Here is a 21,749-nt window from a genome sequence, read left to right on the forward strand (position 1 = left end):
GTGTCGCCACCGTGCCGGCGGCGACACGGACCTCGACGCCGCAGGCGCGCGTAAGCCGCTCGGCGAGGTCGCCCGGTGGCTTGCATCCCCGCGGTACGACGGCCCGTCCGGCCCCCGCGTCGAAGAGGAAGAGGAGTTCCGCGCCGAATCCCTGGTCGAGCACGGTCTGGATGCGCCGCATCCGGCGCCGTACGGTCACCGCGTTCCCCGGTTCCGGACTGCCAGGGTCAGCACCACCCGGTTCCGGACCGCTGGGGTCCGCTCCGGCGTCGGCCGAGGGTTCCAGGACGACGGCAAGCACGAGCGCGGGCCCGTCGAGGCCGAGCTGCTCCAGCAGGGCGCGGCCGGGTTCCAGCGTCCCGTCGAGAAATCCGCGTACCAGGGAGCGACGCCGCTCGCGCTGTTCCGCCTCCAGCGCGGACCGCTCGTCCATATAAGTCTCGGCCACCGCACCGACCAGGGAGTGGTGCGACTGGAGCAGCAGATCGACCAGTTCGATCAGTGCGCCCTCCTCGCCGGGCTCAGCCGTCTCCCGCAGCAACTGCCACAGCACGTAGAGGCCGAGTGCGTGGCTGCGCAGCAGCAGATGCAGCGGCATCCCCTCCTCCGCGCGCTGCGCCGCCCGCTCCCGGAAGAGGCGGAGCCCGCCCGGACCGGGGTGCGGCTCGGTGACGCGGCGGAGAAAGAGGCGTACGCCGTGCCGGGCGGTCGCGGCGATCTCCAGGTCCTTCACGTCGTCCGGGAGCCCCGCGTAACCGGGAAGCTGCTCGAAGGACTCACGGGCCATGTGCCGCGCCAGCCCATTGACCTTGGGTTCGCAGCGCAGGGCGAGGGCCCTGGCTCCGTCGGACAGCGTCACGTCGGTACTCCCTCTCTCACCGAAGGCTGTTGTGACACGTCACAGTACGCAGCCCTCCGAGGTGTGACGGGAACGGGTGTCGCAGGTCACCTCCGCAGCCGACACTCGGGTTCCTGGCCATCCGCCGTACAGCACCGAAGGAGCCGCGGGTATGACCGAGCACAAGCCGACGGACTATCTCAGCTATATCGACCGGGTGTGGCAGGGCGAGGACACACTGCTGGCCCACCTGTCCGGGGCGTACTCCGGCGCGGGGCTGGTGCCCGTGCGCGAGCGGGTCGGTTTCCTGCCCGCCTTCGCCAATGTGGCGGTGTTCGACACCGGCGACGGACTGGTGCTGGTGGACTCCGGAGACCTACGGACGGCGGCTCCGCTGCACGCGGCGGTCCGCGCCTTCAGTGAGCAGCCGGTCAGTACCGTCGTCTATACGCACGGCCATGTGGACCACGTCTTCGGTGTCGCGCCGTTCGACGCACAGGCGGACAGCGAGGGGCGCCCCCGTCCCGAGGTGATCGCGCACGAAGCGGTCACGGCCCGCTTCGACCGGTACGTCAGCACGGCGGGCTACAACACCTGGATCAACCGCAGGCAGTTCGGCGTACCGTCGCTGGACTGGCCGTCCACCTACCGCTACCCCGACACCACCTACCGCGACCGGATGACCGTCGAGCGCGGCGATCTGACTTTCGAGCTGGTGCACGCCAAGGGCGAGACGGACGACAGCACCTATGTGTGGGTTCCCGAGCTCAAGACGCTGTGCACCGGTGACCTCTTCATCTGGAACACCCCGAACGCGGGCAATCCGCAGAAGGTGCAGCGGTATCCGGAGGACTGGGCCCGTGCGCTGCGCGCCATGCAGGAGCTCGGCGCCGAACTGCTGCTGCCCGGCCACGGGGTGCCGATCGTCGGCAGGGAGCGGGTGTACCGGGCGCTCGACGACACGGCCCGGTTCCTGGAGTCGCTCTGCGAGCAGACCAGGACCCTGATGAACGCCGGGCACCGGCTCGATGCCGTGCTGCACGGCGTTCAGGTGCCGCAGGAGCTGCTGCGGAAGCCCTATCTGCATCCCGCCTACGACGAGCCGGAGTTCGTCGTACGCAATCTGTGGCGGCTGTGGGGCGGCTGGTACGACCAGAATCCGGCGCACCTCAAGCCGGCCCCGGACGCCGCAGTGGCCGCCGAGTTCGCAAATGCCGCGGGCGGCGCGGCCGTGCTGGCGCGGCGGGCGCTGAAGCTGCTGGAGGAGGGTGAGCCGAGGCTCGCCTCGCATCTGGCGGAGACCGCCGCGCTGGCGGCCCCGGCCGATGTGGAAGTGGCCCGGATACGCGCCCGGGTCTACGGTCGGCGGGCTGCGGGCGAGACGTCGACCATGGCCCGTGGGGTGTTCAACTGGGCGGCGGCGGAGTCGGCCGCGGTGGCGGAGGGAACCGATCTGGAGACCGAGCTGACCCGCTCCACCGACGGCCGGAAGCGAGCCGCCGGAATGATCAGCGTCGGCGTCGTGGACGAGGACGAGTGCGGCTGCGGAGCATCCGGGGAGGACGGGTGACAACGCCCGCCGGGGCCGTCGGCCGGCTCCGGACGGGCGACGGAGCCGTGGTGGAGGGGCGGGCCCGCAAGGGTGCCTGGGGCACCACCTGGCTGCTGCTCGCCTTCATGCTGGTGAATTTCGCCGACAAGACCGTCATGGGCCTGGCCGCCGGCCCGATCCGTGACGAGCTGGGACTGACCCGGGGTGAGTTCGGCACCGCGCAGTCCTCGTTCTTCGCCCTGTTCAGCCTGGCCGCGCTGGGGGTGTCGTTCCTGACCCGCCGGGTCCGCACCACCGTGCTGCTGCTCGGCATGGCCCTGCTGTGGTCGGTGGCGCAGTTGCCGATGCTGCTCGGCGCCGCCGGTTTCGGAACGCTGGTGGTGACCCGGGTGCTGCTCGGGGCGGCCGAGGGACCGGCGGCACCGGTGGCGGTGCACCATCTGCACGGCTGGTTCGGGCAGCAAGAACGGACCCTGCCGACCTCCGTACTGATGGTCGGCGCTGCGGGCGGGGTGGCGCTGTCCGCTCCGCTGCTGACCCTGGTGATCGATGCGTGGGGATGGCGCTGGGCCTTCGGTGCCGTCGGGCTGGTCGGCCTGGTGTGGGCAATGTGCTGGTACGCACGGGGCGAGGAGGGGCCGCTGGCACCGCCGTCGGGGACGGCCTTCTCGGCCGGATCCGACGGGACCGGCCGGACCGTTCCGTATCGCGGACTGCTGCTCTCCGGCACGTGGCTGACCGCGGCCTTCGGCGCGTTCGCCGCCTACTGGCTGCTCTCTGCGGGACTGACCTGGGCGCCCGACTATCTGCACGAGGTTTCGGGGCTGACCGCGAAGCAGTCGGGAGCAGTGGTGACGGCAACCGCCGTCGGCAACGCCGTGGTGCTGCTGACGCACGGGCTGCTGGCGCGGCGGGCTTCCCGGAGGGGGACCGCGCCCCGGCTTCCGGCGGGACTCGGCGGTGGCCTCCTGATGTGTGTGGCCGCCCTGTCGATCGCGGCGTTCGCCGAGGTGGAGCCGGTGGGTGCGAAGATCGCGCTGATGGTCGGTCCGATGACGCTGACCAATGTGATCCTCACCGTCTCGCAGACGGCCGTCGCAAGGATCACGCCCGCCGGGCAGCGTGGGGTGGTGCTGGGTGCGCTGGCCTTCGTCTACGCCCTCGCCGGGATCCTCTCTCCGCTGGTCACGGGCCGGATGGTGGACGCGGCCGACTCCGTGGCCACGGGCTACCACTCGGCGTATCTGCTGATGGCCGGGCTGGTGGCGGTGGCCGGTGTGCTCGCCGTCTGCTTCCTGCGCCCCGAGAAGGACGCGGCACGGCTGGGCGTGGCGGAGACTCCGGCGGCCGGTCCCCAGGTGCACTGAGACCGGTCGTCCTTGGGTGCGTGTAAGGGGCTCGGTCCCATGGACGGAGCCCCTTACCGGATGCGTCCCCCTACCGGATGTCTACCCCGCACGGAAGGTCTGCACGGGACGCCCGCACAGGGGGTCTGCACGGGAGGTCTAACCGAGGGCACGCACCCCTGCGGTGACGACCACGGCGGAGCCCACGACCACGAGGAAGGGTGCGCGCAGGACCAACGCGAGCGCCGCTGCGGCAAGGCCCGCACCCCTGGCGTCCAGCGTCAGGTGCTGCCCGTCGCCGAACGTCTGTTGCGCGGTGAGGGCGGCCAGGAGCGCCACGGGCAGCAGCGCGGCGAGGCGCTGGGCGAGCGGTCGTTCCAGCACCCCGGCGGGCACCAGCAGTCCGAGCAGTTTGGCGAGGTAGCAGCCGACGGCGGTCAGCGCGATGGCGATCCAGATGTTCATCGGTCCTCCTCCGTGGTGGCCGTTTCCCTGCTCGCGCCCTTCCGGCGTCCGCTCAGGAAGAGGACGGCGGGTGCGGCGAGCGCGGACAGCAGTACGGGGACGCCTGCGGGCAGCACGGGCAGCAGGCCGAGCACGAGCAGGACCGCGATCGCGGCGGTGACGCGTTCCGTGGTGCTCTTCAGCATCGGCGCGAGCAGGGCGAGGAAGACCGCGGGCGATGCCGCGTCCAGCCCCCAGGCGTCCGTGTCGCCGAGCGCCTCGGCGCCGAGGGCTCCCAGCAGCGTGGTCAGGTTCCACAGCACGTACAGGGTCAGCCCGGTGACAGCGAAGCCGATCCGTGCCGCCCGCCGGGTCGGCTGCGGCAGTGTCACGGCGGTCGTCTCGTCGATGACCCACTGGGCGGCGAAGGGGCGGAGCGCCCGCGGGAGCGCCAACAGCTGCGACAGCCGCAGCCCGTAGAACGAGTTGCGTACGCCGAGGAAGAAGGCCCCGGCAGCCGCGGTGTACGGGTTGCCGCCCGCGGCGAGGGCACCGACGAGGGCGAACTGCGAGGCGCCGGTGAAGACGGCGAGGCTGAGCACGCAGGTCTGCAGCAGGCTCAGTCCGGAACCGGCCGAGGTCACGCCGAAGGCGAAGCCGGAGAGTCCGACGGCTATGCCGACGCCGAGCGCATCACGTACGACGGCCGCGTCCGGCTTCGCCCCGGCCGCCGCGTCCGGCCTCGCTCCGGGGCCGGACGCGTTGCCGGGGGATGCGTCGGCCGATTCGCCGACGCCCTCTGGGAGTGTTGTCTGTTCTGCCACGACCGGAACGCTACGTGGGCAGATCGGGACCGGTCTTGTACGTTCTTGCACGTTCGCGCTGGTACGCGCCGGGCGGCACCCCCACGATCCGGGTGAAGTGACGGTTGAGATGCGGCTGATCGGTGAAGCCGACCTCGGCGGCCGCGTCCGCGGGCGCCGTCCCCGCGTCGAGCATCCGCCGCGCCGCCCGCACCCGGGCATCGGTGAGCCAGGCGTGCGGCGGCATCCCGTACTGCTTCTTGAAGGCTCGCAGCAGCGCGAACGGGCCGGTTCCCAGCTCCGCCGCCAGCGCTTCGAGGGTGGGCGGCGCCGCCATCCTGCCCTCCAGCACCGCGCGTGCCCGTGCCGCGTCGCGCGCGCCCGCCGAGCGGGGCGCGCGGGCGGGCAGCGCGCTGCCGTGCCGGCTGAGCAACCGCGTGACCATGACCCGCAGCACCGTGTCGGCGGCGAGTGCGTTGCCTTCCTCGGCCGCCCGGTGGACCTCGCGGATCAGCCGGGCCGCGTGCGGGTCCACGACGCTGGTCTCGGTGAATCCGACCGTGCCGCGCAGACTCGTCGTATCGGCCGCGATGTCGTTGATCACCTGCGAGGACGGGTAGAGCGTGGCGTACACCCAGCCCTCGGGCACACCCGCGCGGGCCGTGTGCGGAACCTCCGGGTTGATCATGACAACGGTGCCGGGACCGGCGTGGACGGTGCCACCCGGCAACCCGACGTCCTCCACCCCGTGGCTGATGGTGCCGAAGACATAGCCCTCGTGGCTGTGGCGGGGGAAGGTGTGGCGCACGTACCGGGCACGCAGCAGATCGAGGTCGGGCAGTTCCGCGTACTGCCAGTGCCTCGCCCACTCCCCCGATCCCGACTCCGGTATCGCCGCCATGCACGAATTCTCGCAGCTCCGGGGCAGGGTCGCCGAAGGCGGTCGGGGCCGTTGTCAGTGGCGGGGTGCACGATGGGGGACATGGCCGGCTCTGCACTCGATTCGTTCTCACCCGCGACCCGCGGCTGGTTCGCGGGTGCCTTCAGTGCGCCCACCGCCGCGCAGGAGGGCGCCTGGCGCGCGATCGGCGAGGGTTCGGACGTGCTGGTCGTCGCACCGACCGGCTCCGGCAAGACTCTCGCCGCTTTTCTCGCCGCGCTGGATGCCCTGGCGTCCGTCCCGCCGCCCGCCGAGGCGAAGAAGCGCTGCCGAGTGCTGTACGTGTCGCCCCTCAAGGCGCTCGCGGTCGATGTCGAGCGCAACCTCCGCTCACCGCTGACCGGCATCCGCCAGGAGTCGGTGCGCCTGGGACTGCCCGAGCCCGAGGTCCGGGTCGGGATCCGCTCCGGCGACACCCCGCCCGCCGAGCGTCGCTCGATGGCGACCCGGCCGCCGGACATCCTGATCACCACACCCGAATCACTGTTCCTGATGCTGACCTCGTCCGCCCGGGAGGCGCTGTCCGGTGTCGAGACGGTGATCCTCGACGAGGTGCACGCCGTGGCGGGCACGAAGCGGGGCGCCCATCTCGCCGTCTCCCTGGAGCGTCTCGACGAGCTGCTGCCGCGTCCCGCACGGCGGATCGGCCTGTCGGCGACGGTCCGTCCGGTCGACGAGGTGGCACGCTTCCTCTCGCCCCGGCGCAAGGTGGAGATCGTCCAGCCGCCCTCCACCAAGCGGTTCGACCTGTCGGTGGTCGTCCCGGTCGAGGATCTGGGTGAGCTCGGCGGCTCCCCCGCCACCGACCCCGACCAGGCCGGTCAGGCGGACAAGCCGTCGATCTGGCCCCACGTCGAGGAGCGGATCGTCGACCTGGTCCAGCAGCATCGCTCCACCATCGTCTTCGCCAATTCCCGCCGCCTCGCCGAGCGGCTGTGCAACCGGCTCAACGAGATCGCGTACGAGCGGCTCACCGGCGAGACGATCGCCGAGTCCCACTCCCCCGCCGAGATCATGGCCGAGTCCGGTGCGGCGAAGGGCGCCCCCGCGCTGCTCGCCCGCGCCCACCACGGTTCGGTCTCCAAGGAGCAGCGCGCCCAGGTCGAGGAGGACCTCAAGGCGGGCCGGTTGCCGGCCGTCGTCGCCACCTCCAGTCTGGAGCTGGGCATCGACATGGGGGCGGTCGACCTCGTGATCCAGGTGGAGTCGCCGCCGTCGGTCGCCTCCGGCCTGCAACGGGTCGGCCGGGCCGGACACCAGGTCGGTGCGGTCTCCACCGGAGTGGTCTTCCCGAAGTACCGGGGCGATCTGGTGCAGGCGGCCGTGGTCACCGAGCGGATGCGCGAGGGCTCCATCGAGGCGCTCCGGGTCCCCTCCAACCCGCTGGACGTGCTGGCCCAGCAGCTGGTCGCCATGGTCGCTCTGGACAGCTGGCAGGTGGACGACCTGCTGGCGGTGCTCCGCCGCGCCGCCCCCTTCGCCTCACTGCCCGAGTCCGCGTTCACCGCCGTGCTGGACATGCTCGCCGGCCGCTACCCCTCCGACGCCTTCGCCGAGCTGCGTCCACGTGTGGTCTGGGACCGGGTGGCCGGTACGGTCACCGGCCGCCCTGGCGCACAACGCCTCGCCGTCACCTCCGGGGGAACGATCCCCGACCGGGGACTCTTCGGGGTCTTCCTCGCGGGCGCCGACCCCAAGAAGGGCGGCGGCCGGGTCGGTGAGCTCGACGAGGAAATGGTGTACGAGTCACGGGTCGGCGATGTCTTCACGCTCGGCACCACGTCCTGGCGGATCGAGGACATCACCCGCGACCGGGTCCTGGTGTCCCCCGCCCCCGGCGTTCCCGGCCGGCTGCCGTTCTGGAAGGGTGACCAGCTGGGCCGCCCGCTGGAGCTGGGGCGTGCGCTGGGGGCGTTTCTCCGCGAGATCGGCGGACTGTCGCAGGAGGATGCCCGCGAGCGTCTGCTCGCCGCCGGTCTCGACACCTGGGCCGCCGACAACACCCTGTCGTACATCGACGAACAGCGCCGCGCCTGCGGCCACGTGCCGGACGACCGGACCATCCTCGTCGAGCGTTTCCGTGACGAGCTGGGTGACTGGCGGGTCGTGGTCCATTCCCCGTTCGGCGCGCAGGTGCACGCTCCGTGGGCGCTGGCGCTGAGCGCCCGCCTCGCCGAGCGGTACGGCATGGACGCCCAGGTGATGCATGCCGACGACGGCATCGTGCTGCGGCTGCCCGACGCCGACCTGATGGGCCTGGACCTCCTGGACTTCGACCCCGTGCTGGACCCGTCCCAGAATCCGGCCCAGGCCCCGGCACCGCTGCCGGGCCTCTCCTACGACAGCGAACAACCGCCCGTCGGTGCGACGGATGTGACGTTCGAGCAGGGCGAGATCGGCCAGATCGTCACCGACCAGGTAGGCGGTTCGGCGCTGTTCGCGTCCCGGTTCCGCGAGTGCGCGGCCCGCGCCCTGCTGCTGCCGCGCCGCAGCCCCGGCAAACGCACCCCGCTGTGGCAACAGCGCCAGCGCGCCGCGCAACTCCTCCAGGTCGCATCGGAGTTCGGCTCCTTCCCGATCGTCCTGGAAGCGGTCCGCGAATGCCTCCAGGACGTCTTCGACGTCCCCGGGCTCACGGAACTCATGGGCGACCTCGAAGCACGCCGCGTCCGGCTGGTCGAGGTGACCACCCCGGAGCCCTCGCCCTTCGCGCGTTCGCTCCTGTTCGGCTACGTCGCCCAGTTCCTGTACGAGGGCGACTCACCGCTGGCCGAACGGCGGGCCGCCGCCCTCTCCCTCGACTCCCATCTCCTGGCGGAGCTCCTCGGCCAGGCAGAGCTGCGCGAACTGCTCGACGCGGACGTCCTGACCGAGCTGGAGCAGGAACTCCAGTGGCTGACCGAGGACCGCCGGATCAAGGACATCGAAGGCGTCGCCGACCTGCTCCGGGTCCTCGGCCCGCTCACCGACGAGGAGTTGGCGGAGCGCGGCGCCCGCCCGCCATGGGCCGCGGAGCTGTCCGCAGCGCGCCGGGCCATCCGGGTCCGGATCGGTGGAGCGGATCACTGGGCCGCGATCGAGGACGCGGGCCGCCTGCGGGACGCGCTGGGCACCGCCCTCCCGGTCGGCGTCCCCGAGGCGTTCACCGAACCGGTGAAGGACCCCCTCGGCGATCTCCTCGGCCGATACGCCCGTACGCACGGCCCGTTCACCTCCACCGAGGCCGCCACCCGTTTCGGTCTCGGCACTGCTGTCACGGACGGGGCGCTGCAACGGCTCGCCGCGTCCGGCCGGATCGTCCAGGGCGAGTTCCACCCCGCCGGTATCGGCCAGGAGTGGTGCGACGCCACCGTGTTGCGCAGGTTGCGCCGCCGCTCGCTCGCCGCGCTCCGCCACGAACTGGAGCCCGTCCCGCCCGCCGCCCTCGCCGGCTTCCTTCCGCAGTGGCAGCACCTGGGCAGCAACAGCCTGCGCGGAATCGACGGACTGGCCCGCGCCATCGAGCAGTTGCAGGGCGCACCCGTCCCGGCGTCAGCACTGGAGAAGCTGATCCTGCCGAGCCGGGTCACGGGCTACACCCCCGCGCTGCTCGACGAACTGACCACCACCGGCGAGGTCGTCTGGGCCGGCGCGGGCGCCCTCCCGGGCAAGGACGGCTGGCTGTCCCTCTACCTCGCCGACAGTGCACCCCTGCTGCTGCCGCCCCAGCACCCGCTGGAACTAAGCGCGTTGCACGAATCGGTCCTGACCGCCCTGAGTGGCGGATACGGCCTGTTCTTCCGGCAGATCGCCGATCAGGTCCGCGCCACCACGCATCCGGACTGCACCGATCCGCAACTCGCCGATGCCATCTGGGAGCTGGCCTGGTCGGGCCGGCTCACCAATGACACCCTCGCCCCGCTGCGTTCGCTCCTCGGTTCCGGCCGCACGGCGGGGTCGACCGCCCACCGCGCCAGACGCAGTGTTCCGCGCGGACGTTACGGCTCGCTCACCTCCGCCGCGCGGCCCGCGTCGCGCACCGGCCCGCCCACCGTCTCGGGCCGCTGGTCCCTGCTGCCCGCCACCGAACCCGACCCCACCCACCGCGCCCATGCCCTGGCCCGCACGCTCCTCGACCGCCACGGCGTGGTGACCCGCGGCGCGGTCCAGGCGGAGGGCGTCGAAGGCGGCTTCTCCGCGACGTACCGCATCCTGTCCGCCTTCGAGGACAACGGGCAGGCCCGGCGCGGCTATGTCGTCGAGGGCCTGGGGGCGGCACAGTTCGCGATGGACGGTGCGGTGGACCGGCTGCGCGCCACGTCAACCGCCCGCGACCGTACGGAGCCGGGCGCCGCGCCCAACGCCCTGGTCCTCGCCGCGGCGGACCCGGCCAATGCGTACGGCGCGGCCCTGCCCTGGCCCGAGCCGCCGGACGGTGCCGGGCACAAGCCCGGCCGCAAGGCGGGCGCCCTGGTGGTGCTGGTCGACGGCGAGCTGGCGATGTACATGGAGCGCGGCGGCAAGACACTGCTGGCCTGGCCCACCGCCCCGGATGACCCGGCTCTCCTCGCTGCGGCAGGGGCACTGGCGGCGGCCGCCCGCGCGGGGGCACTCGGCACGGTCACGGTGGAGCGCACCAACGGCGCACCGTCCCTGACCTCCCCGCTCGGCCGCACGCTGGAGGCGGCCGGCTTCCTCGCAACCCCGAGGGGGCTCCGCCTGCGCGCCTGAACCACCGGCACCGCTCACGCACAACGCACGGACGCACGGACGCACGGACGCACTGGCGCACGGACGCACGGGCCGACAGACGCACAGGCGGACAGGCGGACAGGCGCGCCACCCCGCACACCACTCCCCACCCCGCATCATGGAGACATGCCCGAAGGAGACACCGTCCTGCAGACCGCCAAACGTCTGCACACCGCACTCGCCGGTCAGGTCCTCACCCGCTCCGACCTGCGCGTCCCCCGATTCGCCACCGCCGACCTCACCGGCCGGACGGTTCTGGACGTCACCTCGCGCGGCAAGCATCTCCTCACTCGCATCGAGGGCGACCTCACCCTGCACAGCCATCTCCGGATGGACGGCGCCTGGCGCGTCTACGCCACGGGCGAGCGCTGGCGCGGCGGCCCCGCGCACCAGATCCGTGCCGTCCTCGCCAACACGGAGCACACCGCCGTCGGCTACCGGCTGCCCGTCCTCGAACTGCTACGCACCCGGGACGAGGAGAAGGCGGTCGGTCATCTCGGCCCCGATCTGCTGGGCCCCGACTGGGACCCCGACACCGCTCTGCGCAATCTGCTCGCCGACCCCGGCCGCCCTCTCGGCGAGGCCCTGCTGGACCAGCGCAATCTGGCCGGAATCGGCAACATCTACAAGTCCGAGCTCTGCTTCCTGGCCCGCGCCACCCCCTGGCTCGCCATCGGCGAACTGGCCGCCCCCACCGCCGCCCGCCTGGTCACGACGGCCAAGCAGCTGCTCGAAGCCAACCGCGACCGCCCCATGCGCACAACCACCACCACGGCCTCGCGTGGACACGGCCCGAAAGAACGGCTCTGGGTCTACGGCAGGGCCAACCGCCCCTGTCTGCGCTGCGGCACACCCATCCGCACCGCGGACCAGGACGCCCGCCCCGCCTACTGGTGCCCGCACTGCCAGTCGGGCCCCACCAGCTAGTTGACGGCCCGTCAGATCCGGTCGTACCGTCCGGTCATGCCCCTCACCGCGTACGACCTCACGGGCCGCTCCGCGTTCATCACCGGCGCGGCAGGCGGCATCGGCCGAGCCTGCGCCGTCCTGCTCGCGGCCGCGGGCGCCACCGCGCACTGCGCGGACCTCGACGAGAAGGGCCTGCTGGAAACCCGGGACCTGATCACCGAAGCGGGCGGCGCAGCCCACATCCACGTCATCGATGTCACCGACCGCAGTCGGGTCGGCGCCGCGGTGGCAGCCGCGGGAGACCTCGACATCCTGGCCGCCGCCGCCGCCGGAATCATGCATACGAGCAGCGTCCTGGAGACCTCGGACGAGGATCTCGACCGCGTCCTCGCGGTCAATTTCAAGGGCGTGCTGTACGCCTGCCAGGAAGTGGCCCGCAGCATGATCGCGCGCGGCGGCCCCGGCTCACTGATCACCATGGCCTCGGGAGCGGTCGACTCCGCCGGCCCGGGACTGCTCTGCTACAGCGCGGCCAAGGCGGCGGTCGTCCAGCTGACGAAGACGCTGGCGACCGAACTGGGGCCGCACGCGATCCGGGTCAACGCCGTAGCCCCGGGCTGGATCCGTACGCCCATGACCGCCCGCCACGAGGCGGACCGGCAGCACCGGGTGGAGGCGACGATGGCGCGGCTCTCCCCACTGGGGCGGGTGGGTGAACCCGAGGACGTCGCCCACACCGTGCTCCATCTCGCTTCCGATGCGTCGGCCTTCATGACCGGCCAGATCCTCCGCCCCAACGGCGGCGTAGCCATGCCCTGGTAGCCCGCCGGCCCCGCTCCGCGCACCGCGCGCCCTCGGCGCACCAGCGGCCTGCCCGCGTCCCGGCAGTCGACCACCGAGCCGCGCCCCGATCCGCGTGCCCGCCTCCCACGCCTCCGCCACCAGCACCAGCCGACCCGGCGGCTGCGGCCACATGCACGGGCAGCAGACTCAGCCCCCATCCACCCGCCGCCACCGCGCCCTCGACAAGGCCCGCATGGGCCGGTTCCAGCACAAGCCGCAGCACGGCCCACCACCACACCCCACCGAGAACGAGCGCCGGCACCCATCGCCGTACCATGGCTGCCTCCTCCGGCCGAACCTAGTGCGGCGCACTCACCCGGCGGGAGAGCGCATCGGCGCACCACCGGCGCGCTGTGCGCAGCCACAGACCGTTGCACGCTCTTGCCCGGAACGCCTGGGCATGCTGCGCCGGACCGAACCCCGCTACGACCGGAGCGCCTCCGTCGCAGGACGGGATCCCCTCCGACGCAGGACCGGAGGGCGCAATCGCGCTGCGCCGCGATCCCACCGGTCGGCGCTCCGCTCTCCGCAGTCTCGCCCGGCAACGCCTGGGCCGCATCCAGAACGAGCGCCACCTCGGCACCACCAAGCCCCACCGCCCCGAGCGCCACCTCGGCACCACCGAGCCCCACCGCCCCGAGCGCCACCTCGGCACCACCGAGCCCCCACCGTTTCGAGTGGGGGCTCGGTGAACGAGGTCAGCGCTTGTCGCGGCGCAGCGAGTCCTTCATACCCTCCGCGCGCTCCTCGGCACCGCTCATGGCGTCCTTGGCCCGGCCCTTGGCCTGGTCCATCTTGCCTTCGGCCTCCTTGCGCCGGTCGCCGGTCATCTTGCCCATGGTCTCCTTCGCCTTGCCCTTGATCTTGTCCTTGGCACCTTCGTCAACCATGACGACTCCTTCGAGTGGGGGAATGTCTCTCTGTCCCGTTCAGGGCCTCGACCGCGTCCGTGCCCTCGGGAACCAGGCCCTCGGGCACGACGGCGATCACGGAGGGCCGCTCGGTCGCAGAGATGCGATCCGATCCGGCAGCTCTCCCGTTCGGCATCACCCACGATGGCATAGACGAGACAAATCGGTCATTCGAGGATCGTCCGAGCCCATCGCCGGAACACCCGGCCTCCCCGGTCACTCCGGTCTCCTCCGCAACCCCCCGGAGCACGCAGAAGCCCCGGCCGTCCCTCAGGGGGACTACCGGGGCTCCGCTTCACACCGAACCACGCGGGTCAGGCGGCGACGACATCCACCGCTTCCGCGGGCGCCTTGATGGTCACCCGTCCCGTCGGCACACCTGCCACCGACGTCACGGAGACGGAATTGAGCATTGGCCGCACCGGTACAGGCACCGGCTCGCTGGCTGCTGCCGACTCGGCCAGTTCGGCCAGCGACAGCTCATCGCTCACTTCACGCATGAGCTCGGACATCCGTACGTCAAGCGCGTCGCAAATGGCGGAGAGCAGCTCGGAGGATGCCTCCTTCTGCCCCCGCTCCACCTCGGAAAGATAGCCGAGCGAGACTCGGGCGGACGAGGAGACTTCGCGCAGAGTACGGCCTTGGCGCTGGCGCTGCCGACGCAGCACGTCACCAAGCAGGCGACGGAGCAGAATCATCGGTGGCTCCCTCCTCGGACCGCGTAGCCGCATCCTTCACGCCCCACCGTACCGCCTCGCGCCGCGGCCGTGCGGGGAGCGATGTCGTGTTCACTCAGGGCTGCAAACATCAATTCCCCCCGTTCTGTTCCGTATCCTGTGCCCTTGCATTCTTGCCGAGTTCGGCGGAGAGCAGCTCGAGCACGCACCGTACGCTCTCTCTACGGATGTCCGCCCGCCCGCCGTTCAACCTCAGCTCGGCCATATTCTCCACGCCGTCCGGCCCGGCCACCGCGACATAGACCGTTCCCACGGCCTTGCCGTCCTGCGGCTCGGGGCCCGCGACGCCCGTAGTGGCCATGCCCCAGTCCGCCCCGAGAACGCGGCGCACACCGGCTGCCATCTGCCGCGCCACCTCCGGGTCGACCGCACCGCGCTCCGCCAGCAGGGCGCCGTCCACCCCCAGGACATCCCGCTTCAGGGGCGTCGCGTACGCCGTCACGGAGCCCCGGAAGGAGTGCGAGGCACCCGGCACGGAAGTCAGCTCCGCCGCGACCAGACCGCCGGTAAGCGACTCGGCGACGGCAAGGGTCTCCCCACGCTCCACGAGCAGCTTCAGCACCCCGGCCGCGGCAGTCACCGCTCGGCCTCCGCCGAATCGCGGCTTCCCGTGACCTCCGGGACCGGTCCCGCGCCCGCTGCGGCTGCCCGCTCGGTCGCGAGCCCCTTGCGGCGCAGCACGACGGCCTGGCGCACATAGTCGAGCCCGGTGACGACAGTCAGCACGACGGCCACCGCCATCACCCAGAAGCGCAGAGTGGCGAGCGGTCCGGTCAGCGCCAGAACGTACATCCCGACGGCCGTCCCCTGCGCCAGGGTCTTCATCTTCCCGCCACGACTGGCCGGAATCACCGCATGCCGTATCACCCAGAAGCGCATCAGTGTGATGCCGAGCTCGCGGAAGAGGATCACGCCCGTGACCCACCAGGGCAGATCGCCGAGGTACGAGAGACAGATCAGCGCCGCGCCCATGATCGCCTTGTCCGCGATCGGGTCGGCGATCTTCCCGAAGTCGGTGACCAGGTTGTAGGTGCGCGCCAGATGACCGTCGAACAGGTCGGTGATCATGGCGATGGCGAAGGCCGCCCAGGCGAACGACCGCCAGGCCGGGTCGTACCCGCCGTTGTGCAGCAGCAGCAGTACGAAGCCGGGCACCAGCACCAGCCGCAGCATGGTGAGCAGATTGGCGATGTTCCACAGGCTGGCCTGATTGACGGCCGCAGTGCCCAGCTTGCCGCCGCGGACCGGCTTCGCGCCGGAGCCGCCTGCCGCGGATGCCGGGACTCCCGTCATCTGGCCGCCTCCACGAGTTCGGAACACTCGGCCACCAGGTCCACTCCTTCGGTGCCCACAACCTTTGCCTCGACCATAAGGCCGGGTACGAGGCCGTCGCGTGCGGTGAACAGCACCTGGCCGTCCGTTTCGGGTGCCTGGTGCGCCGCACGCCCCACCGCGCCGTCCTCGTCGTCCACGGACTCGACCAGCACCTGGAGCGTCTCGCCCAGGCGCTCCTCGGCACGCTGCGAGGTCAGCTCCTCGGCCAACTGCGAGATGTGCGCAAGCCGCTCGGCGATGACGTCGGCGTCCAGCTTGTTCTCGTAGCCGACCGCCTCGGTGCCCTCTTCGTCGGAGTAGCCGAAGACGCCGATGGCGTCGAGCCGGGCACCGGTGAGGAAGCGTTCCAGCTCCGCCAGGTCGGCCTCGGTCTCGCCGGGGAAGCCCACGATGAAGTTGGATCGGGCACCGGCCTGCGGCGCCTTGTTCCGGATGGTGTCCAGCAGTTCCAGGAACCGGTCGGTGTCGCCGAAGCGGCGCATCGCCCGCAGCACACCGGGTGCCGAGTGCTGGAAGGACAGGTCGAAGTACGGCGCGACCTTCGGCGTCGAGGTCAGTACGTCGATGAGACCGGGCCGCATTTCGGCCGGCTGGAGATAGCTGACCCGGATCCGCTCGATGCCCTCGACATCGGCGAGCTCCGGCAGCAGCGTCTCCAGCAGCCGGATGTCGCCGAGGTCCTTGCCGTACGAGGTGTTGTTCTCGGAGACCAGCATGACCTCCTTGACGCCCTGCTCGGCCAGCCAGCGGGTCTCCTGCAGCACGTCCGAGGGGCGCCGCGAGATGAAGGAGCCGCGGAAGGACGGAATGGCGCAGAAGGAGCAGCGGCGGTCGCAGCCGGAGGCGAGCTTCACCGAGGCGACGGGGCTGGTGCCCAGCCGTCGGCGCAGGGGTGCCCGTGGCCCGGAGACCGGGGCGACACCGTCGGGGAGGTCCTCGGGGGCGGGGGCCGGTGCGGCCTCCTGCGCGTGGCCGGGCAGGGCCACGGCCGCGTCCTGCCGCTCGGCCGGACTGATCGGCAGCAGCTTGCGGCGGTCGCGCGGGGTGTGCGAGGCGTGGATGCCGCCGTTGAGGATGGTCTGGAGGCGGTCGGAGATGTCGGCGTAGTCGTCGAAGCCGAGGACGCCGTCCGCCTCGGGCAGGGCCTCGGCGAGGTCCTTGCCGTAGCGCTCGGCCATACAGCCGACGGCGACCACGGCCTGGGTCCTGCCGTGGTCCTTCAGATCATTGGCTTCGAGCAGGGCGTCGACGGAGTCCTTCTTGGCGGCCTCGACGAATCCGCAGGTGTTGACGACGGCGACATCCGCGTCGGAGGCGTCCTGGACGAGCTCCCAGCCGTCCGCTGCCAAGCGGCCTGCGAGCTCCTCCGAGTCCACCTCGTTACGGGCGCAGCCAAGAGTGACAAGGGCGACGGTACGGCGTTCGGGCATGGGCTCAAGACTACTTTGTCCCGGCACTCGCCCTGCCGCGCAGGGTTCCACCGTTGCACCGAGTAACAAATGCGGCGAGCGCCCGGCAGAATTGCCGGACGCTCGCCGTGTTGTCGGTGCCGCCCGAGGAAACGGTGCGTGTACGGGTCAGCCGACCGCCGGGTCGCCCTTCGTGTACGAGAGCCGCTCGACCTGGCCGGGCTGGAACTTGTCCTCCACCTTCTTGCCGTTCACGAAGAGCTCGATCGAGCCGGCGTTGCCGAGGACGAGGTCGACCCGCTCCTGGTCCTGGAAGGTCTTGGTCTGGCCCTGTAGCAGCAGACCGTCGAAGAGCAGCCGCCCGTTGTGGTCCTTGGCGGAGATCCAGCTCTTGCCCTGGTTGGCGTTGAGCCTCACCGTCACCTTGTCCCTGGGTGCCGCGGCGATGGCACTGTCGGAAGGCGCCGGCTTGGGGTCGACGGGCTTGTCGGTCTTCGGTGCGGGGCTCTTCTTGGCGGGCGCCGGACCCTCCGCGACCTGGGTTGCCTTGGAGCCGTCGTCGCTGCCCTTGAAGAACGTGAAGCCGACGAAACCGACGACGACGACGATCGCCGCGACCATGGCCGCCGTCCAGTTGGGCCGACGGGGTTCGGAACGGATTCTCTCGGCCTCGAACAGCGGCGCCGCGGGGGTGGGTGCGGGACGGCCGCCGTGTTCCGCGTCGTACTGCGAAACCAGCGGTTCCGGATCGAGCTTGACCGCACGCGCCAGCGTACGGATATGGCCGCGTGCGTACACGTCGCCGCCGCAGCGGGAGAAGTCGTCCTCTTCGATCGCGTGCACGATGGGGATGCGCACCCGGGTGGACGAACTGATCTCTTCGACCGTGAGACCTGCGGCGATGCGAGCCTGCTGGAGCACTCGACCGATCGAAGGCCGGTCGTCTTCGGGGGAGTTGCCGATGGACACGGGGGCGCCTTTCGAGCGTGAGCCACCTGCTGGGTGTTCAGTCTAGGGGGGGTACGAAAGGGTGGGGCAACCGGGAGGAAGGACATTGTCCTCCATCGGACTCGAACACCGTCCGATTCTCCGGACCGCCCCGGGAAGGACAATTCTGCCGCCCCTCCCTCCAAGTTGACGTACGACCCGACGAAACGGTTGCCCGCAACACCCTTACGAACCGGTTTCCCCGCGGATCAGTGCCAACACCCCGTCCAGCTCGTCGGGTTTCACCATGACATCGCGCGCTTTGGATCCCTCGCTGGGCCCCACGATGTTCCTCGACTCCATCAGGTCCATCAGCCGGCCGGCCTTGGCGAAGCCGACCCGCAGCTTGCGCTGGAGCATCGAGGTGGACCCGAACTGGGTGGAGACGACCAGTTCGGCGGCCTGGCAGAGCAGATCCAGGTCGTCGCCGATGTCCTCGTCGATCTCCTTCTTCTTGGAGGTGCCGACCACCACGTCCTCGCGGAAGACCGGCGCCATCTGGTCCTTGCAGTGCTGGACGACGGCCGCGACCTCGTCCTCGGTGACGAAGGCGCCCTGCATTCGGGTGGGCTTGTTCGCGCCCATCGGCAGGAACAGACCGTCACCCTTTCCGATGAGCTTCTCGGCGCCGGGCTGGTCGAGGATGACCCGGCTGTCGGCCAGCGACGAGGTCGCGAAGGCGAGCCGGGAGGGCACATTCGCCTTGATCAGACCGGTGACGACATCCACCGAGGGCCGCTGGGTCGCGAGCACCAGGTGGATACCGGCGGCGCGGGCCAGCTGGGTGATCCGGACGATGGCGTCCTCCACATCGCGCGGAGCGACCATCATCAGATCGGCGAGCTCGTCGACGATCACCAGCAGATACGGGTAGGGCGAGAGTTCTCGCTCGCTGCCCTCCGGCGGCTTGACCTTGCCATTGCGGACGGCCTGGTTGAAGTCGTCGATGTGCCGGTACCCGAACGCGGCGAGGTCGTCGTACCGCAGGTCCATCTCCCGTACGACCCACTGGAGCGCTTCGGCGGCCCGCTTCGGGTTGGTGATGATCGGCGTGATCAGGTGCGGGATGCCCTCGTACGCGGTCAGCTCGACGCGCTTCGGGTCGACCAGCACCATGCGCACGTCGTCCGGAGTCGCCCGCACCATGACCGAGGTGATCAGGCAGTTGATGCACGACGACTTGCCGGAACCGGTCGCACCGGCCACCAGCACGTGCGGCATCTTCGCCAGGTTGGCCATCACGTAGCCGCCCTCGACGTCCTTGCCGAGCGCCACCAGCATCGGGTGGTCGTCCTCGGCGGCGTCCGCGAGGCGCAGCACGTCGCCGAGGTTGACCATCTCGCGGTCGGTGTTGGGGATCTCGATGCCGACCGCGGACTTGCCCGGGATCGGCGAGATGATCCGGACGTCGGGGCTGGCGACGGCGTACGCGATGTTCTTGGCGAGCGCGGTGATCCGCTCGACCTTCACCGCGGGGCCGAGCTCCACCTCGTACCGCGTCACCGTCGGTCCGCGGGTGAAGCCGGTGACGGCGGCGTCGACCTTGAATTCGGTGAAGACGTTGGTCAGGGACGCGACGATCGCGTCATTGGCGGCGCTGCGGGTCTTGCCGGGACCGCCGCGTTCCAGCAGGTCGAGCGAGGGCAGCGAGTAGGTGATGTCGCCGGAGAGCTGGAGCTGTTCGGCGCGGGCCGGCAGCGGCTGGGACTGCGAGTCGGGTACGGGCTTCGTCAGATCGGGTACGCCGCCCGTGGGCACCGCGCCCTTCTCCGGCTTCCCTCCCCCGGAGCCGGCTTCGCCCTCCCTGGCGCCCGGCACCGGTGTGCCCTGGCGTTCGCGCTCGACGGAGACGCCCTGGGTGAGGTCGGCGACGATCGGCGAGGGCGGCATGCCGTTGAGCACCGCCCCGTCGAGGGCCGCGGCCGCGGCGGCCGCCACATCCACCGCGTCCATGGTGCGGTTCATCGCGGGCTGCACGGAGGGCCTGCGCGGCCGGCGGCGCTTGGAGAGCGCTTCGGCCTCGGCCTGCTCGGGGTCGTACTCGGCGGGCGCTTCGGAGCGGCGTGCCGGGGAGCGGCGGGAGCGGGCGGGAAGCTGCTCGCGCCACTGCTCGTCGTAGCGCTCGTCGTCGTTCTCCTCGTCCGCCTCGGGGTCGTACACGGGGTGGAGGAGGCCCAGCTTGGTGCCGAGCAGCCGGAGCCGTTGCGGGATGGCGTTCACCGGGGTGGCGGTGACGACCAGCAGCCCGAAGACGGTGAGCAGCAACAGCAGCGGTACGGCGAGGACCTCGCCCATCGTGTAGATCAGCGGTTTGGAGGCCGCCCAGCCGATGAGGCCGCCCGCGTTCTGCATCGCCGTGGTGCCGTCCTCCCGGCCGGGCGATCCGCAGGCGATGTGGACCTGTCCGAGCACGCCGATGACGAGGGCGGAGAGCCCGATGACGATGCGGCCGTTGGCCTCGGGCTTCTCCGGGTAGCGGATCAGCCGTACGGCAATGGTGCCGAGCAGTATCGGTACGAGCAGATCGAGCCGGCCGAAGGCCCCGGTGACGAGCATCTCCACGAGGTCGCCGACGGGTCCGCGCAGATTCGACCAGGTGCCCGCGGCGACGACCAGGGCGAGACCGAGCAGCAGCAGCGCGATGCCGTCCTTGCGGTGTGCGGGGTCGAGCCCCTTGGCGCCACGCCCTATGCCGCGGAACGTCGCTCCGACGGCGTGGGCCGCACCGAGCCAGACGGCGCGCGCCAGCCGGTACACACCGCTCGTGGGCGACGGGGCGGGTTTGGGCGGGGCCGCCTTCTTCGCCGCCGTCTTCTTGGCGGGCGCCTTCTTCGCGGGCGCGGTCTTCTTGGCTGCGGTCTTCTTCGCGGGCGCGGCTTTCTTGGCCGGCCCCGCGGTACGGCCGACGCGCTTCGCGGTGCCCGCCGTGCCCTGGGAACCCTTGCCGGACGTACGTGAGGCCATGGTGCCGAGGTTACCGGTGTCGACGGCTGTGAACACGTGCGCGTGCCGCTTCACCCGTACGTGTCGCTGTACAGGGGCAGCGAACTGACGCGGCCTCACTGCCGGACGCCCCGCTCACGGGCCGTCGAACGGCGGAGCGCAAGGGGCAGTTGGGCCGAGGCTCCGGACAACCGCCTGCCCGCGGCCGGAAGTCGCACCGCCGGACCACCACCAACCCGGCCTGGCCCTCCCCCGACGTCCAGTACCGACGGAGCGGCGGCGTTACGAGGGAAGGGCGGCGGTGCCGCTTCCGGTGCCGGGTTCCAGGGCGTCGAGCGCCCGGCGCAGTCCGGTCAGCTTGCGCTCCAGATGGGCGGCGGTGGCCACCGCCGCGGCGTCCGCCGACTCGTCGTCGAGCTGCTTGGAGAGCGCCTCGGCCTGCTCCTCGACGGCTGCGAGCCGCGCCGAGAGCTCGGCGAGCAGCCCGGCGGGCTCCTTCTCATGGTCCGCGCCGCCCGCGTCGCCCTCCAGCTGGAGCCGCAGCAGTGCCGCCTGCTCGCGCAGCTTGCAGTTCTTCATGTACAGCTCGACGAAGACCGAGACCTTGGCCCGCAGCACCCACGGGTCGAACGGCTTTGAGATGTAGTCCACCGCGCCCGCCGCGTAACCCCGGAAGGTGTGGTGCGGACCGTGGTTGATCGCGGTGAGGAAGATGATCGGGATGTCCCGGGTCCGTTCCCGCCGCTTGATGTGCGCGGCGGTTTCGAAACCGTCCATGCCTGGCATCTGGACGTCCAGCAGAATGACCGCGAAGTCGTCCGTGAGCAGCGCTTTGAGCGCTTCCTCCCCTGACGATGCCCGGACCAGTGTCTGATCGAGCGCGGAGAGGATTGCCTCCAGCGCCAGCAGATTCTCCGGCCGGTCATCGACCAGGAGGATCTTGGCCTTCTGCACCATGGCCCGTCCTCCTCGCCCCGGAATTGCACCGGGCGCCGCCCCAGGGGACGACTCCCTTACGCCG

18 protein-coding genes are annotated in these 21,749 nt (G+C 71.2%); 5 read left to right on the forward strand and 13 right to left on the reverse strand.

Annotated elements, in window-relative coordinates; translation table 11 throughout:
- Positions 1-859: PucR family transcriptional regulator (locus ABZY11_RS25655; protein ID WP_356481384.1), on the reverse strand; the 859-nt coding region annotated here is incomplete at its 3' end.
- A gap of 151 nt (positions 860-1,010) precedes the next feature.
- Here ABZY11_RS25655 and ABZY11_RS25660 point away from each other — a divergent pair.
- Positions 1,011-2,408: an alkyl sulfatase dimerization domain-containing protein gene (locus ABZY11_RS25660; RefSeq protein WP_356481385.1), complete on the forward strand. Its 1,398-nt coding sequence runs from the start codon at positions 1,011-1,013 to the stop codon at positions 2,406-2,408.
- A complete protein-coding gene (locus ABZY11_RS25665) occupies positions 2,405-3,757 on the forward strand; it encodes an MFS transporter (protein ID WP_356481386.1) in 1,353 nt (450 codons plus the stop codon). The genes ABZY11_RS25660 and ABZY11_RS25665 overlap by 4 nt, the downstream gene beginning before the upstream one ends.
- 138 nt (positions 3,758-3,895) lie before the next feature.
- Here ABZY11_RS25665 and ABZY11_RS25670 read toward each other — a convergent pair whose 3' ends face one another.
- From ABZY11_RS25670 to ABZY11_RS25680, 3 genes are read right to left on the reverse strand one after another with little or no spacing between them, the layout of a single operon-like run.
- Positions 3,896-4,201 carry an AzlD domain-containing protein gene (locus tag ABZY11_RS25670; RefSeq protein WP_356481387.1) on the reverse strand — a complete coding sequence of 102 codons (306 nt, stop codon included), beginning with the start codon at positions 4,199-4,201 and terminating at the stop codon, positions 3,896-3,898.
- Positions 4,198-5,004: an AzlC family ABC transporter permease gene (locus ABZY11_RS25675; protein WP_356481388.1), complete on the reverse strand. Its 807-nt coding sequence runs from the start codon at positions 5,002-5,004 to the stop codon at positions 4,198-4,200. The genes ABZY11_RS25670 and ABZY11_RS25675 overlap by 4 nt, the downstream gene beginning before the upstream one ends.
- Before the next feature lie 10 nt (positions 5,005-5,014).
- A complete protein-coding gene (locus ABZY11_RS25680) occupies positions 5,015-5,884 on the reverse strand; it encodes an AraC family transcriptional regulator (RefSeq protein ID WP_356481389.1) in 870 nt (289 codons plus the stop codon).
- Positions 5,885-5,965: 81 nt separating this feature from the next.
- Here ABZY11_RS25680 and ABZY11_RS25685 point away from each other — a divergent pair, with 81 nt between their 5' ends.
- From ABZY11_RS25685 to ABZY11_RS25695, 3 genes are all read left to right on the forward strand, one after another.
- The gene (locus tag ABZY11_RS25685; protein ID WP_356481390.1) at positions 5,966-10,633 is read left to right on the forward strand and encodes a DEAD/DEAH box helicase; all 4,668 of its coding nucleotides are present in this window, start codon (positions 5,966-5,968) and stop codon (positions 10,631-10,633) included.
- Between the two features lie 147 nt (positions 10,634-10,780).
- Complete coding sequence (locus tag ABZY11_RS25690) at positions 10,781-11,581, forward strand: DNA-formamidopyrimidine glycosylase family protein (RefSeq protein WP_356481391.1); 801 nt, start codon at positions 10,781-10,783, stop codon at positions 11,579-11,581.
- A 36-nt stretch (positions 11,582-11,617) separates the two neighbouring features.
- Positions 11,618-12,385, forward strand: coding sequence for an SDR family NAD(P)-dependent oxidoreductase (locus ABZY11_RS25695; RefSeq protein ID WP_356481392.1), 768 nt, complete (start codon positions 11,618-11,620; stop codon positions 12,383-12,385).
- Here ABZY11_RS25695 and ABZY11_RS25700 read toward each other — a convergent pair.
- From ABZY11_RS25700 to ABZY11_RS25740, 9 genes are all read right to left on the reverse strand, one after another.
- Positions 12,333-12,683 carry a hypothetical protein gene (locus ABZY11_RS25700; RefSeq protein WP_356481393.1) on the reverse strand — a complete coding sequence of 117 codons (351 nt, stop codon included), beginning with the start codon at positions 12,681-12,683 and terminating at the stop codon, positions 12,333-12,335. The genes ABZY11_RS25695 and ABZY11_RS25700 overlap by 53 nt on opposite strands.
- A 421-nt stretch (positions 12,684-13,104) precedes the next feature.
- Positions 13,105-13,296, reverse strand: a complete 192-nt coding sequence (locus ABZY11_RS25705) for a CsbD family protein (protein ID WP_356481394.1) — start codon at positions 13,294-13,296, stop codon at positions 13,105-13,107.
- Between the two features lie 335 nt (positions 13,297-13,631).
- Positions 13,632-14,015 carry a helix-turn-helix transcriptional regulator gene (locus ABZY11_RS25710; protein ID WP_356481395.1) on the reverse strand — a complete coding sequence of 128 codons (384 nt, stop codon included), beginning with the start codon at positions 14,013-14,015 and terminating at the stop codon, positions 13,632-13,634.
- Positions 14,016-14,124: 109 nt separating this feature from the next.
- Positions 14,125-14,634, reverse strand: coding sequence for a CinA family protein (locus tag ABZY11_RS25715; RefSeq protein WP_356481396.1), 510 nt, complete (start codon positions 14,632-14,634; stop codon positions 14,125-14,127).
- Positions 14,631-15,347, reverse strand: coding sequence for a CDP-diacylglycerol--glycerol-3-phosphate 3-phosphatidyltransferase (gene pgsA, locus ABZY11_RS25720; protein WP_356481397.1), 717 nt, complete (start codon positions 15,345-15,347; stop codon positions 14,631-14,633). Before pgsA ends, ABZY11_RS25715 begins: the two co-directional genes overlap by 4 nt.
- Positions 15,344-16,819 (reverse strand): 30S ribosomal protein S12 methylthiotransferase RimO, encoded by a 1,476-nt coding sequence (gene rimO / locus ABZY11_RS25725; RefSeq protein ID WP_356481398.1) that lies wholly within the window; start codon positions 16,817-16,819, stop codon positions 15,344-15,346. The genes pgsA and rimO overlap by 4 nt, the downstream gene beginning before the upstream one ends.
- Positions 16,820-16,966: 147 nt before the next feature.
- On the reverse strand, positions 16,967-17,767 hold the full coding sequence (locus ABZY11_RS25730; RefSeq protein WP_356481399.1) for a helix-turn-helix domain-containing protein: 801 nt from the start codon (positions 17,765-17,767) through the stop codon (positions 16,967-16,969).
- Positions 17,768-17,971: 204 nt separating this feature from the next.
- A complete protein-coding gene (locus ABZY11_RS25735) occupies positions 17,972-20,749 on the reverse strand; it encodes a DNA translocase FtsK (RefSeq protein ID WP_356481400.1) in 2,778 nt (925 codons plus the stop codon).
- A gap of 261 nt (positions 20,750-21,010) precedes the next feature.
- A complete protein-coding gene (locus ABZY11_RS25740) occupies positions 21,011-21,685 on the reverse strand; it encodes a response regulator (protein WP_356481401.1) in 675 nt (224 codons plus the stop codon).
- Positions 21,686-21,749 lie beyond the last annotated feature (64 nt).

It is taken from the genome of Streptomyces sp. NPDC006510, assembly GCF_040611955.1.
In the GTDB taxonomy this organism is placed as follows: Bacteria; Actinomycetota; Actinomycetes; order Streptomycetales; family Streptomycetaceae; genus Streptomyces.

Excerpts from the sequence above, each read along its gene's own strand:
- ABZY11_RS25660 (WP_356481385.1), top strand. The coding sequence starts at position 1,011 with ATGACCGAGCACAAGCCGACGGACTATCTCAGCTATATCGACCGGGTG.
- ABZY11_RS25670 (WP_356481387.1), bottom strand. The coding sequence starts at position 4,201 with ATGAACATCTGGATCGCCATCGCGCTGACCGCCGTCGGCTGCTACCTC.
- ABZY11_RS25680 (WP_356481389.1), bottom strand. The coding sequence starts at position 5,884 with ATGGCGGCGATACCGGAGTCGGGATCGGGGGAGTGGGCGAGGCACTGG.
- ABZY11_RS25685 (WP_356481390.1), top strand. The coding sequence starts at position 5,966 with ATGGCCGGCTCTGCACTCGATTCGTTCTCACCCGCGACCCGCGGCTGG.
- ABZY11_RS25690 (WP_356481391.1), top strand. The coding sequence starts at position 10,781 with ATGCCCGAAGGAGACACCGTCCTGCAGACCGCCAAACGTCTGCACACC.
- ABZY11_RS25695 (WP_356481392.1), top strand. The coding sequence starts at position 11,618 with ATGCCCCTCACCGCGTACGACCTCACGGGCCGCTCCGCGTTCATCACC.
- ABZY11_RS25700 (WP_356481393.1), bottom strand. The coding sequence starts at position 12,683 with ATGGTACGGCGATGGGTGCCGGCGCTCGTTCTCGGTGGGGTGTGGTGG.
- ABZY11_RS25705 (WP_356481394.1), bottom strand. The coding sequence starts at position 13,296 with ATGGTTGACGAAGGTGCCAAGGACAAGATCAAGGGCAAGGCGAAGGAG.
- ABZY11_RS25710 (WP_356481395.1), bottom strand. The coding sequence starts at position 14,015 with ATGATTCTGCTCCGTCGCCTGCTTGGTGACGTGCTGCGTCGGCAGCGC.
- pgsA (WP_356481397.1), bottom strand. The coding sequence starts at position 15,347 with ATGACGGGAGTCCCGGCATCCGCGGCAGGCGGCTCCGGCGCGAAGCCG.
- rimO (WP_356481398.1), bottom strand. The coding sequence starts at position 16,819 with ATGCCCGAACGCCGTACCGTCGCCCTTGTCACTCTTGGCTGCGCCCGT.
- ABZY11_RS25735 (WP_356481400.1), bottom strand. The coding sequence starts at position 20,749 with ATGGCCTCACGTACGTCCGGCAAGGGTTCCCAGGGCACGGCGGGCACC.
- ABZY11_RS25740 (WP_356481401.1), bottom strand. The coding sequence starts at position 21,685 with ATGGTGCAGAAGGCCAAGATCCTCCTGGTCGATGACCGGCCGGAGAAT.